At 62.0% G+C, this 17606-nt stretch carries 15 protein-coding genes and 2 pseudogenes; 15 read left to right on the forward strand and 2 right to left on the reverse strand.

What is annotated here, in order from left to right; translation table 11 throughout:
* Positions 1–29: 29 nt before the first annotated feature.
* The 6 genes and pseudogenes from ETW23_RS12675 (at position 30) to ETW23_RS12700 (ending at position 6687) form a co-directional block, all read left to right on the forward strand.
* Positions 30–1097 carry a pseudouridine synthase gene (locus ETW23_RS12675; protein WP_254695207.1) on the forward strand — a complete coding sequence of 356 codons (1068 nt, stop codon included), beginning with the start codon at positions 30–32 and terminating at the stop codon, positions 1095–1097.
* 123 nt (positions 1098–1220) lie between these two features.
* Complete coding sequence (locus ETW23_RS12680; RefSeq protein WP_134830203.1) at positions 1221–2114, forward strand: 5-bromo-4-chloroindolyl phosphate hydrolysis family protein; 894 nt, start codon at positions 1221–1223, stop codon at positions 2112–2114.
* Positions 2115–2132: 18 nt separating this feature from the next.
* Positions 2133–3323: a toxic anion resistance protein gene (locus tag ETW23_RS12685; RefSeq protein WP_134830204.1), complete on the forward strand. Its 1191-nt coding sequence runs from the start codon at positions 2133–2135 to the stop codon at positions 3321–3323.
* A 5-nt stretch (positions 3324–3328) separates the two neighbouring features.
* Positions 3329–4270: a DUF2927 domain-containing protein gene (locus ETW23_RS12690; RefSeq protein ID WP_254695017.1), complete on the forward strand. Its 942-nt coding sequence runs from the start codon at positions 3329–3331 to the stop codon at positions 4268–4270.
* 26 nt (positions 4271–4296) lie between these two features.
* Positions 4297–5480 (forward strand): annotated as a pseudogene (locus tag ETW23_RS12695) (SPFH domain-containing protein).
* 85 nt (positions 5481–5565) lie between these two features.
* Positions 5566–6687: a TFIIB-type zinc finger domain-containing protein gene (locus ETW23_RS12700; RefSeq protein WP_134831314.1), complete on the forward strand. Its 1122-nt coding sequence runs from the start codon at positions 5566–5568 to the stop codon at positions 6685–6687.
* Between the two features lie 97 nt (positions 6688–6784).
* Here ETW23_RS12700 and ETW23_RS12705 read toward each other — a convergent pair whose 3' ends face one another.
* Positions 6785–7204, reverse strand: coding sequence for an Hsp20/alpha crystallin family protein (locus tag ETW23_RS12705; RefSeq protein WP_134830205.1), 420 nt, complete (start codon positions 7202–7204; stop codon positions 6785–6787).
* 197 nt (positions 7205–7401) lie between these two features.
* On the opposite strand from ETW23_RS12705, the gene dtd reads away from it, so the two are divergent.
* From dtd to ETW23_RS12750, 9 genes and pseudogenes are all read left to right on the forward strand, one after another.
* Positions 7402–7848 carry a D-aminoacyl-tRNA deacylase gene (dtd, locus tag ETW23_RS12710; RefSeq protein WP_129370366.1) on the forward strand — a complete coding sequence of 149 codons (447 nt, stop codon included), beginning with the start codon at positions 7402–7404 and terminating at the stop codon, positions 7846–7848.
* A gap of 448 nt (positions 7849–8296) precedes the next feature.
* Positions 8297–9880, forward strand: coding sequence for an ABC transporter substrate-binding protein (locus ETW23_RS12715; RefSeq protein WP_205879897.1), 1584 nt, complete (start codon positions 8297–8299; stop codon positions 9878–9880).
* Complete coding sequence (locus tag ETW23_RS12720) at positions 9881–10837, forward strand: ABC transporter permease (protein WP_134830206.1); 957 nt, start codon at positions 9881–9883, stop codon at positions 10835–10837.
* Positions 10834–11649 (forward strand): ABC transporter permease, encoded by an 816-nt coding sequence (locus ETW23_RS12725; RefSeq protein ID WP_134830207.1) that lies wholly within the window; start codon positions 10834–10836, stop codon positions 11647–11649. Before ETW23_RS12720 ends, ETW23_RS12725 begins: the two co-directional genes overlap by 4 nt.
* A pseudogene (locus ETW23_RS12730) lies at positions 11646–13282 on the forward strand (ABC transporter ATP-binding protein). The gene ETW23_RS12725 and the pseudogene ETW23_RS12730 overlap by 4 nt, the downstream one beginning before the upstream one ends.
* 222 nt (positions 13283–13504) lie before the next feature.
* Positions 13505–14146 (forward strand): DUF1326 domain-containing protein, encoded by a 642-nt coding sequence (locus tag ETW23_RS12735; protein WP_129370361.1) that lies wholly within the window; start codon positions 13505–13507, stop codon positions 14144–14146.
* Positions 14147–14228: 82 nt separating this feature from the next.
* Positions 14229–14978 carry a DUF2182 domain-containing protein gene (locus tag ETW23_RS12740; protein ID WP_254695018.1) on the forward strand — a complete coding sequence of 250 codons (750 nt, stop codon included), beginning with the start codon at positions 14229–14231 and terminating at the stop codon, positions 14976–14978.
* A 146-nt stretch (positions 14979–15124) separates the two neighbouring features.
* Complete coding sequence (locus tag ETW23_RS12745) at positions 15125–15961, forward strand: alkaline phosphatase family protein (protein ID WP_129370359.1); 837 nt, start codon at positions 15125–15127, stop codon at positions 15959–15961.
* A 67-nt stretch (positions 15962–16028) separates the two neighbouring features.
* Positions 16029–16586, forward strand: a complete 558-nt coding sequence (locus ETW23_RS12750; protein WP_134830209.1) for a DUF4453 domain-containing protein — start codon at positions 16029–16031, stop codon at positions 16584–16586.
* Here the strand turns inward: ETW23_RS12750 and ETW23_RS12755 are convergent.
* A complete protein-coding gene (locus tag ETW23_RS12755) occupies positions 16583–17518 on the reverse strand; it encodes an alpha/beta hydrolase (RefSeq protein WP_134830210.1) in 936 nt (311 codons plus the stop codon). The genes ETW23_RS12750 and ETW23_RS12755 overlap by 4 nt on opposite strands.
* Positions 17519–17606 lie beyond the last annotated feature (88 nt).

A 17606-nucleotide genomic window follows, 5' to 3' on the forward strand; every position in this document is an offset into this window, starting at 1 on the left:
GCATCCCCCAAGGGCAAACCCGGCCCGAAATCCCAGCCCCGCAAAGCTGCAGCCGCCGCCCCTGCCGGCGGCGCCGCCCCGAGGGCGACCGCATCGCCAAGGTTTTGTCGCGCGCAGGCGTCGCCTCGCGCCGGGAGGCTGAACGGATGATCGCCGAGGGCCGTGTGTCAGTGAACGGCGAGAAGATCGATAGCCCGGCGCTGAACGTGACTGCGGCGGACCGGATCAGCGTCGATGGCAAGCCCCTGCCCGAGGCCGAAGCGCCGCGGATGTGGCTGTACTACAAGCCGATCGGACTGGTCACCTCGAACAGCGACGAAAAGGGCCGCACGACGATCTTTGACGAGCTGCCCGAAGACATGCCGCGGGTGATGACGGTCGGGCGGCTTGATATCAACTCCGAAGGCTTGCTGCTGCTGACCAACGACGGCGGCATCAAGCGCAAGCTGGAGCTGCCCTCGACCGGCTGGCTGCGCCGTTACCGGGTGCGGATCAACGGCCGCCCCAAGGACGAAGATTTTGCCCCGCTGCGCCAGGGCCTGGTGATCGAGGGCGAGCGATTTCAGCCGATGACCGTTGCCTTGGACCGCCAGCAGGGCGCCAATGCCTGGCTGACCGTGGGCCTGCGGGAAGGCAAGAACCGCGAGATCCGCCGCGCGATGGAGGATATCGGCTTCAACGTGAACCGTCTGCTGCGGATTTCATACGGCCCGTTCCAGCTGGGCGAGTTGAAACCCGGTGCAGTCGAGGAGCTGCGCCCGCGTGTGGTGCGCGACCAATTGGGGCTTGCTCCGGAAGAAGAACAGCCCGAAGCCCGACCGACCCGTTCGCGCAGCAGCAAACCCGCAGGCAAGCCTGGCGGCAAACCGATGGGCAGACCAGCCGGCAAACCGGCAGGAAAACCAATGGGCAAACCGGGTGGAAAACCCGGGCAGAAAGCGCAAGGAAAACCGGGCAAACCCCCGGCAAGCCGTCGGCCCCCCGCGGCGGCGGGGACGCTCAGCGCGGGGGCGGAAAGCGTCCGATCGGCAAGAATCCCCGCCGCTGAGCCATTTCCCGCAGACTTCCCCCTAGCAACACCGCCAGCTATCCCCTAGATTTCCAATCAGTTAATCTTTGCTGGCCGTTCTGGGGGACCTGCGTGCAGAAACTTGCCTATGCTGCCCTGTTGATCCTGATGCTTGGCCTCAGCACCGGCTGGATTGTAGGGGGCTGATCCCATGGCACAGCGTTACGGCGGCAAATACAGCCCCGATGGAAAACCCGCGCAGCAGCCCGCAAAGCCCGCGCAATCCTTTCGCAATGCGCAAGTAGATCCTGTTGGCATGCGCGCCAACCTGATGTTTGTGCCGCCCGCGATCCTGACGCTTTTGTCCTTGAATGACGGAGCAATAGGGCTGGCGCTGGGGCTGGCAGGCGCAGGCTTGTGGACCGGCGGCGCCTTCCTGCTGCGCGAAGGGCTGAAGGCCGAGGCCGCCTTTGCCGCCCGTAAGGTGGCCCGCAAACCCGCCCTGCCCCGCAAGATCCTGGCCGCATTGCTGGCAGGCACAGGCGCGGCACTGGCGGCGTGGAAGGCCGAACCCGGTGTTCTGACCGCAGTTATCTATGGCGCCGCAACGCTTGGCCTCTACCTGACCGCATTCGGAATCGACCCGCTGCAGGACAAAGGCGCCGAGGGCATCGATGAATTCCAGCAATCCCGTGTCGCCCGTGCGGTGGACGAGGCGGAAGCGAGCCTTGCTGCGATGACCGACGCGGCTCTGCGCGCCCGTGACCGCCAGGTCGAAGCCCGGGTAGAGCAGTTTCAGGCGGTAGCCCGCGATCTGTTCCGCACGGTCGAGGAAGACCCGCGCGACCTGACCGCGGCGCGCAAGTATCTGACCGTGTATTTGCAGGGCGCCCGCGACGCGACGGTGAAATTCGCCGATATCTACGCCCGCAGCCAGGACGCCCAGGCCCGCACCGATTATCTGGCGCTGCTGGATGATCTGGAACAGAATTTTGCCGCGCGCACCCGCAAGATGCTGGTCGAGGACCGTGCGGATCTGACCATTGAAATTGATGTGCTGCGCGACCGTTTGCAGCGTGAAGGGGTCCATCTGGACCAAAACTGATTAGCGAGGAAGCCGTTCATGTCCGAAGCCGTGCAACAGAAAGCCGCCCAAGCCGAGGCCCTGGTCAATGAGGTCACGGCGATCGAACTGCCCGAACCTGCCGCAGACATCCAGCCGCTGGCGCAGGCCGACGCGCCCACCAGCGAAGCGATCCGGGTGCGGATGGATCAGATCGACATGGGCGACACCAATTCGATCATTCATTTCGGCTCGGCCGCGCAAAGCGAACTGCAGACGATCAGCCAGGCGATGCTGGCCGATGTGCGTAACAAGGACGTGGGGCCTGCGGGCGATTCCTTACGCAATATCGTGACCACCATCCGCGGCTTTTCAGTGTCCGAACTGGACATCCGCCGCAAGCCGTCGTTCTGGGAGCGCCTGCTGGGCAAGGCAGCCCCTTTTGCCAAATTCACCGCGCGGTATGAAACCGTGCAGGGGCAGATTGACAAGGTCACCGACGATCTGCTGGGACACGAGCACACCCTGCTGAAAGACATTAAGTCTCTCGATATGCTCTATGAAAAAACGCTGAGCTTTTATGACGAGCTGGCGCTGTACATCGCTGCGGGCGAGGCCAAGCTGGCTGAGCTGGACGGGACCGCCATCCCCGCAAAGGAAGCCGAAGTGCAGGCAGCACCCGAAGATGACCAGGTGATGAAGGCGCAGGAGCTGCGCGATCTGCGCGCCGCGCGCGACGACCTGGAGCGCCGGGTGCATGACCTGAAACTGACCCGCCAAGTCACGATGCAGTCGCTGCCCTCGATCCGGCTGGTGCAGGAGAACGACAAGTCGCTGGTCACCAAAATCAACTCGACACTCGTCAACACCGTACCGCTGTGGGAGACGCAGCTGGCCCAGGCGCTGACCATCCAGCGTTCGGCCCAGGCCGCCGCCGCTGTGCGCGACGCCAATGACCTGACCAACGAATTGCTGAAATCTAACGCAGCCAATCTGCGCCAGTCGAACGAGATGATCCGGCAGGAGATGGAGCGCGGCGTCTTTGACATCGAAGCGGTCAAACAGGCCAATGCCGACCTGATCGGCACCATTCAGGACAGCCTGCGGATCGCTGACGAGGGTAAGGCCAAACGCGCCGCAGCCGAGGCCGATCTGCAGAAGATGGAAGCTGAGCTGCGCGATACGCTGGCCTCTGCCAAGTCGCGCCGCGACGGGGTCGGCGACAACGCCGGCACCGCTGTGCCGACCTGAGCGGAGTGGCAGGCGTGCAGGCAACAAAAGCCGTCTGGAAGAGCGGAGCCGCCCTGGCCGGGCTGGCTGCCCTGTCTGCCTGCCTGCCCTTTGCCCAGCCGGAATCACTGGTGCCGCAGGCCCGACCCGCAGTGCCTGAACCTGCGGTCTACAAACCCTCTGCCGACAGCGCCCAGCTGGCCTATTACTACAATGCCCTGCAACGCGACTTGCTGACCCGCGGGCTGTTGCGCACCGATGGCGGCGGTCCGGACACGCCCTATGATGCCGAGGACCTGGCCGAAAGTTTCGAGGCACTGGCGTTTTATGACGAATACGGCGGATCGGGCATTTCCGGCGGCTTGGGCCGCTGGGCCGGGCCGGTGCGGATCGCAGCCGAATTCGGCCCCTCGGTGCCGGCGGTCCAGCGGGCGGCGGACAAGGAAACAGTCACCGCCTATGCCGCACGGCTGGCCCGGATTACCAGCCATCCGGTCAGCACGGTGGCGTCCCGGGCGAACTTTCACGTGATCTTTGCCAGCCTTGATGACAGCGCATTTGTCGCTGAGCGGGTGCGCGAGCTGCTGCCTTCGATCAGCGCCAAAGACCTGTCGCTGCTGGCTGCCCCGCCCCGCAGTTTTTACTGCCTTGTGGTTGCCGGCGGGCCGCAAAGCGACCCCCTGTCCTATACCCGCGGCGTGGCGCTGATCCGCGCCGAACATCCCGATCTGGTGCGCAAAAGCTGCGTGCATGAGGAAGTCGCGCAAGGGCTCGGTCTCAGGAATGACAGCCCGCGGGCGCGGCCCTCGATCTTTAACGACGACGATGAATTTGCGCTGCTGACCAGCTTTGACGAAAAACTGCTGCAGATGCTGTATGATCCAAGACTGAAAACAGGGATGGGCGCCGACGAGGCCCGCCCGGTGATCCGCATTCTCGCCCGCGAGGCGATGGGCCAGGAACTGTAGGCCAGCAAAGAAAGAGGACCTGACAGATGGGTATTTTTGATTTTCTCAAAGGCGAATTCATTGACGTCATCCATTGGGTGGATGACACCCATGACACCATGGTCTGGCGGTTTGAGCGCGAGGGCCATGAGATCAAATACGGCGCCAAGCTGACGGTGCGCGAGGGCCAGGCGGCGGTGTTTGTGCATGAGGGTCAGCTGGCGGATGTGTTCACACCCGGTCTTTACATGCTTGAGACCAACAACATGCCGGTGATGACAACGCTGCAGCACTGGGACCACGCGTTCCAGTCGCCGTTTAAATCGGAAGTCTATTTTGTCGACACCACCCGGTTCAGCGACCTGAAATGGGGGACCAAGAATCCGATCATCTGCCGCGACCCGGAATTCGGCCCGGTGCGGCTGCGGGCCTTTGGCAGCTATACCGTGCGGGTCGCTGACCCGGCGCGGTTCCTGACCGAAATCGTCGGCACCGATGGTGAATTCACCATGGACGAGATTTCCTATCAGATCCGCAACATCATCGTTCAGGAGTTCTCCCGCGTCATCGCTGGCTCCGGCATTCCGGTGCTGGATATGGCCGCCAATACCGCGGACCTGGGCAAACTGGTGGCGGCAGAGATCTCCGGCACAATCGCCGAATACGGCCTGATGATACCTGAACTGTACATCGAAAACATCTCGCTGCCGCCGGCGGTGGAAGAAGCGATGGACAAGCGCACCCAGATGGGCGTTTTGGGTGATCTGGGCCGGTACACGCAATTTTCCGCAGCTGAGGCAATGACCGCTGCAGCGCAAACCCCGAACAGCGGCATGGGCGGCGGCATGGGAATGGGCATGGGGTTCGCGATGGCCCAGCAGATGGGCAACCAGTTCGGCAACGGGGCAGCGGGTCAGCCCGCAGGCCCCTGGGGCGCCCGCCCCGCCCCGCTGCAGCCGCACCGGCAGCGCCTGCCGCAGCCCCGCAGGCCGCACCTGTTGCCCCGCCCCCGCCGCCGGTCGAGCATGTCTGGCACATTGCAGCGGACGGACAGACCTCCGGCCCCTACTCAAAGGCAAGAATGGGGCGGATGGCGCAGGACGGCACGCTGACGCGGGAAAGCCATGTCTGGACCCCGGGCCAGGATGGCTGGAAGCGGGCCGGCGATGTGATGGAGCTGGCGCAGCTGTTCACCATCCTGCCGCCGCCTCCCCCGCCGCCTGCCGGATAACGCCGCGCCGGGGCAGCAACCCCCAATCGGTTTGCTGCCCGCCCCATCCCCTGACCCCTTACCTGACAGGTTGCCGCAAGTGACGATGCCCCCGCCGCCGCCCGCTGAAACCATGCCCGCCGCCGAGGAAGAAACTCATCGCTTCCCTTGTGAACAATGCGGTGCGGATTACTCCTATGACCCGGCCGCGGGCACCCTGACCTGCGGCCACTGCGGGCATTCCGAAAGCATCCGCAGCGGGCCATGGAGAGGGACTGCGCTTCAGGAACTGGACTTCGCCGCCGCCGCCGCAGACCGGCTGCCAGAGGCGGAGATCGAAGTGACCCGTGTTTCCACCTGCCCCAATTGCGCAGCACAGGTTGAGTTTGACCCCGATACCCATGCCAAGGAATGCCCGTTCTGCGCCACACCGGTGGTCACTGGAACCGGCGAAAGCAGGCATATCAAACCCAAGGGCGTGCTGCCCTTTGCAATGCCCGAACGCGCCGCGCATAAGGCAATGACCGACTGGCTGGGCGGCCTGTGGTTTGCGCCCAGCGGCCTGAGGGAATACGCCCGCAAGGGGCGGCGGATGCAGGGTATCTATGTGCCCTACTGGACCTATGACGCCCAGACCCGCAGCCGCTATTCCGGTCAGCGCGGCACGGTTTATTACGTGACCGAGACCTACCAGCAGGATGGCGAGACCAGGACCCGGAAGGTGTCCAAGGTACGCTGGACGCCGGTGTCAGGCCGGGTGCAGCGGTTCTTTGACGATGTGCTGGTACTGGCCTCCAACAGCTTGCCCAAACGCTATACCGAGGCGCTGGAACCCTGGGATCTGTCTCAGCTGGAACCATACCAGCCGCAATACCTGGCGGGTTTCCGGGCCGAGGCTTACACCGTGGATCTGGAAACCGGCTTTGCCGAGGCAGGCCAGAAGATGGACCGGGTGATTGAACGCGATGTGCGTTTTGACATCGGCGGCGACCGCCAGCGGATCAGCAGTATCGACACCCAGGTGTCGGAAGTGACGTTCAAACACATCCTGCTGCCGGTCTGGCTGGCGGCCTATAAATACCGTGGCAAAACTTATCGCTTTGTGGTCAACGGGCAATCCGGGCGCGTACAGGGCGAGCGGCCATACTCGGCTTGGAAAATAGCCTTTGCCGTGCTGCTGGCCCTGCTGGCCGGCGCAGGGATCGCGCTGCTGGCCAGTCAGCAATAGTGACTGCTCCAAAACGGAAGGGGGCGCAATCGCCCCCTTCCTGAACCGGCCGGTTCCTTTCCCCGGATCTGCACAGGAACCAAGGCCGGCCTCTCTGTCAGCCCTTGCTGATCTCGATCCTGCGGGCCGTTTCGGTCTGTTCCAGTGCCTTCTTCGGCACCGCTATGTGCAGCACGCCATCCTCCATCCGGGCCGAGGCCGCCTGCCCGTCCGCATCCTCCGGCAGCCGGAACGAGCGGCGGAAGGCTCCATACTGACGTTCGCTGAAGTACCAGGTGTCACCGGTCTTTTCGGTCTGCGTCTTCTTTTCGCCGCGTATCGTCAGCACGCCATTGTCCACCGTCAGTTCCAGATCCTCCAGCGCGACACCCGGAAGTTCCATCGCGATATCATAGGCCTCTTTGCCCGAGGACGCTTCAGCGGCCGGATTCAGCCAATCGGCCAGCCGGGCGCCAAAACCGCGGAAGGGATCATACAGCGACGGCCAAAAGCCGCCATGTTCGGTTTTTTCCACCATTGTTCAGCCTCCTTTCTGCTTACATCCCATTTTACCATTGGCGCCGCGGCGGCGCCTTGATCCGCCGCAAAAACCCGGCCCCGCACCGGATGATTACTGCCTGTCACCCCGCCTCTGCATTGCAAAGGGGCTAGAGTTCTTGCAGACCGGCGGACAGACGGCGCAGCGGCCGGAACTATTCAGCACAAGGAGCAGTCATGCGGGCATTGATACAGCGGGTCAGCGAGGCCTCGGTCACCGTTGAGGGCACGGCCATCGGCGAAATCGGCGCAGGCTTGCTGATCCTGATCTGCGCCATGGACGGCGACAGCGAGGCGCAGGCGGATCAGCTGGCAGCCAAAATCTCCAAGCTGCGGATCTTCAAGGACGAGGCCGGCAAGATGAACCGCTCGGTGCTGGATACCGGCGGCAGTGCGCTGGTGGTCAGCCAATTCACCCTGGCCGCCGACACCCGCCGCGGCAACCGTCCGGGGTTTTCCACTGCTGCTACGCCTGCCGAAGGCGAACGGCTGTATGAGTATTTTGCGGAGCAATTGTCCCGGCTAGGTTTGAAAATTGCAAAAGGACAGTTCGGTGCCGACATGAAGGTCCGGCTGCTGAATGACGGCCCGGTGACAGTCTGGATGGACACAGAACAGCTTTGATCCGGCGTCAACAGGCTGCCTTCTGGCATGCCGCAAACCGTTCTTAGGGATTGGCCCGGACGATCCCGCCTGCCGCTGCGGGAAAAGGTCAGGAATTGGTCTTTTGCGGTGCAGAAGACGTTTTTCGACCTCAAAGCATCGATTCTCTTCGAATTCAAACCCGGTGGCGTGCGCGATCGTGGCAGATTCATAAAAATTCCGTCATTCCGGAGCACAAAAATTTCTTGTCGCATTCCGGATGTTTTTTTGATTTACACGCGACATTACCCCTGAAAACGGCACCTTACCTGAAAAAGACGACACCCCCTTATCCAGCCTCGCAAGTGCTCGTTCCCCCCTGCCAAGGGTTTGGCGAATAACGCTTGCGAGGTGGCAGTAAATGCGCAAATCTTGAACCACCAATCAAAAAACGGGTGTTTGCAGCACCGCAATCAATCGGGAGAAATCAATGAACAAGCATATGCAGTATCTGGCCAGTCAGGCCGTGGCAGGCAAACTGACGCGCCGTGACTTCCTGGGCAAAGCCGCTGCACTGGGCTTTACCGCTGTGTCCGCAAACCTGCTGCTGTCCGGTGCAGCCAAGGCCGCCGGCCCGCAAAAAGGCGGCACTTTGCGCCTTGGTTTGCAGGGTGGCTCCACCACCGACAGCCTGGACCCCGCGCTGGTCACCAACACGGTTGGCCTCATGGTCACCCGCCTGTGGGGTGAAACCCTGGTGGAGCTGACCGAAGACGGCGGCATCGAAGGCAAACTGGCTGAGAGCTATGAAGCCTCATCCGACGCCAAGACCTGGACCTTCAAGCTGCGTTCCGGCGTAACCTACTCCAACGGCCAGAACGTCACTGCTGATGATGTGGTCAAAACCATGGAGCGTCACAGCGGCGAAGACACCAAGTCCGGCGCCCTGGGCATCATGCGCGGCATCAAGGACGTACGCGCAGACGGCGATACCGTTGTCTTTGAACTCGACAGCCCGAACGCCGACCTCCCCTATCTGCTGGCGGACTATCACCTGATCGTTCAGCCGGGCGGCGGCAATGACGATCCTGCGGCTGCCATAGGCACCGGCCCCTACATCATGAAGTCCGCCGATATGGGTGTGCGTTTCGTGGCCGAGAAGAACCCGAACTACTGGGGTGATCTGGGCAATGCCGAGACCGTTGAAATCATCGTCATCAACGATGACACCGCCCGTGTCGCAGCGCTGCAGTCCGGCCAGGTGGATGTGATCGACCGGGTGCCCCCGCGCACTGCAAAACTGGTCGACCGCGCGCCAAACATCACTGTGCATTCAACCTCCGCAGCCGGCCACTATGTGTTCATCATGCACACCAATACCGCGCCGTTCGACAACTACGACCTGCGCATGGCGCTGAAGTACGGGATCAACCGCGAGGAAATGGTCGACAAGATCCTGAACGGCTACGGCACGGTGGGCAATGACAGCCCGATTAATGCTTCATATCCGATGTACACCGAGCTGGAGCAGCGTCAGTTCGATCCGGACAAAGCGATGTTCCACATGAAGAAATCCGGCCATGACGGCTCGGTACTGCTACGCACCTCGGACAATTCGTTCCCCGGCGCACCGGATGCTTCCGCACTGTTCCAGCAGTCCTGTCAAAGCGCCGGCATCAAGCTGGACGTCAAGCGTGAGCCGAACGACGGTTACTGGTCGGAAGTCTGGAACAATCAGCCCTTCTGCACCAGCTACTGGGGCGGCCGCCCGACCCAGGACCAGATGTTCACAACCGCCTACCTGTCGACCGCGGACTGGAACGACACCCGTTTCAACAACGAACAGTTCGACCAGATGCTGGTTGCAGCCCGCGGTGAACTGGACGTCGCCAAGCGTACCCAGATGTATGCCGACATGTCGACAATCCTGCGCGACCAGGGCGGCCTGATCTGCCCGATGTTCAATGACTTCGTCGAGGCAACAACCGACAAGGTCGACGGTTTCGTCGAAGGTGTCCCGGGCCAAGTTCTGATGAACGGCTATGCTGCCAGCAAGCTGTGGGTCAAAGCTTAAATGTCCCCGATTGTAAAACTCCTGGCTCAGCGCATCGCGCTGAGCCTCCTTCTTTTGCTGCTTATCTCGGTAGTGATCTTTGCGGGCACGATCGTGCTGCCTGGCGATGTTGCCCAATCGATCCTGGGGCAATCAGCAACACCGGAGGCTCTTGCCAACCTGCGGGCCGAACTGGGCGTCAATGATCCGCCTGTGGGGCGCTATTTCGCCTGGCTGTTCGGTGCCATGCAGGGTGATCTCGGCACTGCACTGACCAGTGGCCAGGACATCACCTCTGCGCTGGCCGGCCGTTTCTGGAACACCATGTTCCTGGCGTTCTGGGCCGCTGTGGTCGCTGTTCCGCTGGCGATTTTCCTGGGCCTGCTTGCCGTGCGGTTCAAAGACCGCTGGCCCGACAAACTGATTTCGGCCGTCACCCTGGCCTCGATCTCGATCCCCGAATTCCTGATCGGCTATGTGCTGATGTACGTGGTCGCAGTGAAACTGCGCTGGTTCCCGTCGGTCGCCATGATCAATGACGGCATGACCCTGTTTGAAAAGCTGAACGCCATCGCCCTGCCGATCACCGTGCTGACGCTGGTTGTCCTGGCGCATATGATGCGGATGACCCGTGCTGCGATCCTGAACGTGATGCAGTCGGCCTATATTGAAACGGCTGAGCTGAAGGGCCTCAACGCCTTTCAGGTGATCTACCGCCATGCCTTCCCCAATGCGATTGCACCGATCGTTAACGTCGTGATGCTGAACCTCGCCTATCTGGTTGTGGGCGTTGTGGTGATCGAGGTGGTCTTTGTCTATCCCGGCATGGGCCAGTATCTGGTCGACCACGTGTCAAAGCGTGACGTGCCAGTTGTCCAGGCTTGCGGCCTGATCTTTGCCGCCGTTTATATCGGTCTCAACATGATTGCCGATGTCGTCGCCATCCTGAGCAACCCGCGTCTGAGGCACCCGAAATGAAGAACATCCCCATTTCCGCACTCATCGGGCTGTTCTTCACTGCCCTTTACTTTCTGGCCGCAATCTTTGCCCCGCTGCTGGCACCTTTTGGTGTCGGCGAGGTGGTCGGCGATGTCTGGGAACCGTCCAGCGCCGAATACCTGCTAGGCACCGACAATATCGGCCGCGATCTGCTCAGCCGGATGATCTATGGCGGCCGCACCACCATCTTCATCGCCACAGCAGCAACCGTCTTGTCGTTCACCCTGGGCTCTATCCTCGGTTTCTTTGCCGCCGTTGCCGGCGGCTGGGTTGACCAGGCGCTGTCGCGCTTCGTTGATCTGGTGATGTCGATCCCCACCCTGATCTTCGCCCTGGTGGTGCTGTCGGTTGCGCCGGTCACCATTCCGATGCTGATCCTGGTGATGGGCCTGCTGGACGCCACCCGCGTCTACCGCTTGGCCCGTGCCGTGGCGGTCGATATCGAGGTGATGGACTACGTCGAGGCGGCCCGCCTGCGCGGCGAGAAAACCGCCTGGATCATCTTCCGCGAAATCCTGCCCAACGCGTTGTCGCCTTTGATTGCCGAAATGGGCCTGCGGTTCATTTTTGCGGTGCTGTTTGTCTCAACCCTGTCCTTCCTGGGCCTGGGCGTGCAGCCGCCTGAGGCTGACTGGGGCGGCATCGTGAAAGAAAACAAGGAGGGCATCGTCTACGGAATTCCCGCAGCCCTGATCCCGGCCTTTGCCATCGCCACTCTGGCGATCTCGGTCAACCTTGTTGCTGACTGGGTGCTGAACCGGACAACATCGCTGAAAGGAGGCCGCGGATGAGCGATGCCCTGTTGAAAGTCCGCGACCTGAAAATCGGCGCGACCATCTACCCGCCGGGCGAACGCCCCCGCGATATCGAGATCGTGCACGGGGTCAGCTTTGATCTTGCGCCCGGAAAGGTGCTGGGGCTGATCGGTGAATCCGGTGCCGGCAAATCGACCATCGGTCTCGCGTCCATGGCCTATGGCCGCGGCGGCGTGCAGATCACCGGCGGCGAGGTCTGGGTCAACGGCCGCGACATCCTCAAGGGCGGTCACAAGGACATCCGGCGCCTGCGCGGTGCCGAAGTGACCTATGTGTCGCAATCGGCGGCAGCCTCCTTCAACCCGGCCAAGAAGATCATGGACCAGGTGGTCGAGGCCGCGGTGGAGCAGAAGAAGTTCTCCCGCAAGGACGCCGAGGCCCGCGCGCGCGCCCTGTTCGCCAAGCTGGGCCTGCCGGATCCGGACAATATCGGCGAACGCTACCCGCACCAGGTGTCGGGCGGCCAGCTGCAGCGTTGCATGACCGCGCTGGCACTGTGCCCGGAACCGGATCTGGTGGTGTTCGACGAGCCGACAACCGCGCTTGACGTGACCACCCAGATCGACGTGCTGATGGCGATCAAGGAAGCGATCCGCGACACCGGCGTTGCCGCGCTGTACATCACCCACGACCTGGCGGTTGTGGCGCAGGTGAGCGACGACATCATGGTACTGAAGATGGGCAACACCGTGGAATACGGCCCCGTTGACCAGATCATCAACAACCCGCAGGAGGAGTACACCCAGGCGCTGGTCTCGGTCCGCTCCATCGAACACGAGGAAAAGGCCCCGACGCCCGATCCGGTGCTGAGCGTGAGGAACATCACCGCGCGCTATAAGGGCACCCAGTTCGACGTGCTGCACAATGTGAATGTTGATCTCTATCCCGGCCAGACGCTGGCGGTGGTGGGCGAATCCGGTTCCGGCAAATCCACCCTGGCCCGTGTCATCACCGGGCTTCTGCCCCGCGCGAGGGTGAGATCGAATTCGCAGGCCGCACCCTGTCGGGCGACCTCAAAGGGCGCAGCCGCGAGGACTTGCGCGAGCTGCAGATGATCTACCAGATGGCGGATGTGGCGATGAACCCGCGCCAGACCGTTGGCACCATCATCGGCCGCCCGCTGGAGTTCTACTTTGGCATCCGCGGCGCGGAAAAGAAGAAGCGGATCATCGAACTGCTCGACGAGATCGAGCTGGGCGAAAAATTCATGGACCGTTATCCGGCGGAGCTGTCGGGCGGCCAGAAGCAGCGTGTCTGCATTGCCCGTTCGCTGGCGGCCAAGCCCAAGATGATCATCTGCGACGAGGTCACCTCGGCGCTGGACCCGCTGGTGGCGGACGGCATCCTGAAGCTGCTGCTGGACCTGCAGAAGATCGAGGATGTGGCCTATCTGTTCATCACCCACGATCTGGCAACCGTGCGCGCCATCTCCGACAACATCGCGGTGATGTACCAGGGCAAGGTGCAGCGCTACGGCGGCAAGTCTAAAGTGCTGAGCCCGCCATTTGACGATTACACCGACTTGCTGCTGAGTTCCGTCCCCGAGATGAAGCTGGGCTGGCTGGAAGAGGTGATCGCCCACCGCAAGATGGAAAGCGCCGGCAACTGATCCCGTAATCTTTTACTATGTCATACGCCCCTGCCCGGTTCCGGGCGGGGGCTTTTTCTTTTCTGCCTTCGACATTTTGTGATAGTTTGACGGGACCGGGGAAATGCGGCGGGTCCAGCCGCAAATAATGTTCTGTTTCTGAGTGCAGCTGTTTTTGCTTTGCAGGCCAACATGAAGTCATCGGGCAGTTTTGTTTGACTGCAAAAGGCTGGAGGCGCTGCTATGACAGATTGGGCCATTCACGGACAGGAAATCGGCAACTGCAATTGCAATCCGGGGTGTCCGTGCCAGTTCTCACAGCTGCCCACGGACGGCACTTGCGAAGCCATGCTGACCTACCGTATCGACAAGGGGCATTACGGCAGCGTCCAGCTGGACGGGCTTTATGCGGCGGTGATCTATAAATGGCCGGGCGCCGTGCACGAGGGCAACGGCCAGATGCAGATGATCATCGACGAACGCGCCACCGCGGATCAGCGGGCCGCGCTGGAGGCGATCATGACAGGCGAAGACACCGATGAATTCGCTACCATGTTCTATGTGTTCAGCCTGACAAGCCCGACCAAGCACGAAACGCTGCATGCCGCGATCTCGTTGGACTATGATCGCGAAACCGGCACCGGGTCGGCCAAGGTTGGCGATTACGCCGAAACCAAAGTGCAGCCGATCGCCAATATCGTTTCCGGGGATCCGCATTTCGTCAGCATCGCGCTGCCGAAAGGCTTCGAGTTCACCGAGGCTGCCATGGCCAGCGGTTCGACCGTGACACGCAACGCAGCGATCAGCCTGGACAAGAACAGCGCAACCCACGCCCATATCGCCGAGCTGCACCTGACCGGCAGAGGCGTTGAGCGCGCGGCCTGAGACGGCCATGGCACCGGTGCTGCGCATAAAGGGAACAGCGGAACGGTTGGCGCGCCACGACCAGGCAGTGGTGCTGGGCGCCGTGGCCCTGATCGTGCTGCTTAGCGTGTTTTACACTGTTTTTGGCGTTGGCATGACCATGACCGCGGTAGAAATGACACGGATGGCCGGACCGATTGGCGCACCGATGCAGATGGGCGCGAACGATGCCTGGACGCCTGCCTATACCGGGCTGATCTTCCTGATGTGGTGGATCATGATGGTCGCCATGATGACTCCCAGTGCCGCGCCTGTGCTGCTGCTCTACACGGCCATCAAGAAAGCCGGCTCCAGGCCGCAGCAGGCACCGCTGCTGAGTCTGGCGTTTCTTGGCGGTTATCTGCTGGCCTGGGCCGTTTTTTCAATCATCGCCACCAGCTTGCAATGGTGGCTGGAATCGTGGGGCCTCTCTGATGGTCCCATGATGTCGCTTAGCAGTCGCGCGCTTGGCGGTGCGTTGTTGCTGGCGGCGGGCGCCTATCAGTTTACCCCCTACAAGCACGCCTGCCTATTTCATTGCCGGATGCCGGTACAATTTCTGACCGCGCATAACCGCACAGGTTTGGATGGTGCTGTACTGATGGGCGCCCATCACGGCGTTTTTTGCCTCGGCTGCTGCTGGGCGTTGATGCTGCTGCTGTTTGCCGGCGGCATCATGAACCTCTACTGGATTGCCGGGCTTGCGCTTTATGTGCTGGCGGAAAAGCATGTCCGCAACCCGCGCCTGTTTGCTAACTCCACTGGCGGGCTCCTGCTGCTTGCCGGCGTCTATGTCCTTGCCACCGCATTCTAAGCCCGGCCCGGCCTCTCCCCGGCAAAGCCAGGAAACTTCCCTCCGAAATGCCGGTTTCTGACCATCCTTTCGTTTTTTGAATGGCAATTCAAGAAACCGTCACGATGATACGGCACCAAGGTCTGCGCGAAAAAGGGATTCGGCGAATGGACAACAAACTCCTGCTCATCATTCTGGACGGCGTGCCGTGGCGCAACTTCCGCCGCCTGTTCGGCAACCTCGAAGGCTGGGTAGACAGCGGCGATGCCCGCGTCTGGAAACTGCGCGCTGTGCTGCCGTCGATCTCGGCCAGCTGCTATGCCTCGATCCACACCGGTGTGGCGCCTGCCATCCATGGCTGCACCGGCAATGCCAATGTGTTCCGGCTGAAGGAAAAGGACGTATTCTCCCAGGTGCGCGAAGCGGGCGGCGTGACCGGGGCTGTGGCGCACAGCTACTGGTCGTCCTTCTTCAACCGGCACCCGTTCGATTACGTGCGCGACATCGAATACGACGAGCCCGAGAGCAAGACCATCAACCATGGCCGGTTTCATTCCATGACCGGCTACGGCAAAGATAATCAGATGACCCCGTCGGATGTCGACCTGTTCGGCACCCTGACCAACCTCTGCCTGCGCTTTGGCCTGGACTACGGGATGCTGCACACCTGCACCCTGGACAGCATGGGCCACCGGTATTTCCACGATTGCCAGGAAATGGACCACGCCTGTTTCGTGATGGACGAGATGCTGGCCCCTTTCATCACCCGCTGGCGCGGCCTGGGGTACGAGGTGATCGTGACGGCAGACCACGGCCAGGACGAACGCGGCCACCATGGCGGCCGCGGCGCCCTGCAGCAGGAAACGGCACTGTACTACTTTGGTGATGCCGAAGGCCCCGATCATGACGCTGTGATCGACCAGCGCCAGCTGGCGCCGACCATCCTGAAACGGCTGGGCGCCCCCATTGCCGGCACCATGAAGGCAGAACCGTTCCTGAAGTAACGCGAAATCGGCGGTTGTGTGCTAGGATGGCCCTCAGCCGCCGTTTTGTTGATCAGGAAGGATTGCCATGAAATCTTTTGCTGCCGCGCTGTGCCTGCTGGCGTCCCCGGTACTGGCCAGCGATGCCTGTCACGACCTTTGGTTCACCAGAAACGCTGTTATCGACCGGGCCGGGTATTGTTTCGGCTCGCCGCTGGGCCGGGCGGTGTTCGACAACGGCGACTGCATCGGCAAATCCGTATCCCTGCCGCCGCACGCCGGGCGGATGGTGGCATTGGTCAAGGAGATGGAGGCGCGGTTCGGCTGCCGGGTGAACAACAAACAGACCTATCTGGACCTGGACGATCTGTTCCTCAGGCACCAGCTGTGGGACCTGCCTGTGCGGGACGAGTTTGAAAGCGCCTGCCTGGGCTGGCTGGGTCCGGTGACCGGCCTGCGGGCGGGACACCGTCCGGATGCACCGCTGGTCGGGCAGATCGTTGCCGGGGATTATGTCAGCTATTCACACATCCCGGTCGGCAGCTGGACCTATGTCACAACCTCCGGCCCGGATTGGCAGGCAACCAGCGGCGGCTGGCTGGATACATCGCTGGTACAGGAGCAATGCCGTGAGGTTGCCGGCTAGGGCGCCTCGTCATCGTAGCTCCAGATCCCCTGCCCCAGTGCTTCGATCGCGACCGAGATCCGCTCAAAACTGTCCCGCGCCCGGCCCACGCTGTGGCGGGCGCGCAGATATCCGTGGATCAGGCCCGGCTCGTTGATCCAATGCGCCTTGCCGCCGGCCTCCAGAATGCGGTCGCTATAATCGCGGGAGTCATCGCGCACCGGGTCGCAATCAGCCGTCACCAGCACTGTCGGCGGCAGGCCTGCAAAATCGGTGTCGGTAAGCGGTGTTAACAGCGGATCATCTTTCGGCGCCGTGCCATCGGTGCGGATATCCATGTAAAACAGCACATCCTCGCGGGTCAGCATCGGCGCTTTGGCATGTTCGATATAGGATCCCTGGTTCACATCGCCGCCAAAGGCGCCATAAATCAGCACCTGCCCCAGGATTGCCTCTGTCCGGCCACGCGCATGATGCGCCACCGCAGCGCAAAGGTTCGCACCGGCGCTGTCGCCCGTCAGGACAATGCCGGTGCCGTAAGCGTCCTCCACCCATTCCAAGGCGGTCCAGGCGTCCTCGAAACCGGCCGGGTGCTTGTGCTCCGGCGCCAGGCGGTAATCCACGGCCACTACCCGGTAACCGGTCTGCGCGCAGATCTCGGCGCAGACATCGTCATGGCTGTCGAGCCCGCCAACCACAAAACCGCCGCCATGGCAGAACAGCACCGTGCGGGTCGGATCGCCTGCGGTGTAGACCCGGACCGGTACCCCGTTAGCCGAGGTATCCATGACCGAAACCACATCCGGACGCGGCACCCGGAACTCGCGTGCCATGGAGTCATAAATCAGGCGCTGCTCTTCAATGGACATTTCAACGGCGTCATCAGGGTAGTGCTCCCCGGTCTTCTGGATAAAGTCCCAGGTCTCTTCGTCGATCAGCCGTTCATAATCCATCCGCGAGCCTCCCTGCGTGTCTGTTTTTCCGAGCCTAGGCAGAGATTCCCGCAAATGGAATGCCTGAATGAAAAAGCGCCCCTGAGGG

It is taken from the genome of Leisingera sp. NJS201 (assembly GCF_004535885.1).
Taxonomy (GTDB): Bacteria; Pseudomonadota; Alphaproteobacteria; order Rhodobacterales; family Rhodobacteraceae; genus Leisingera.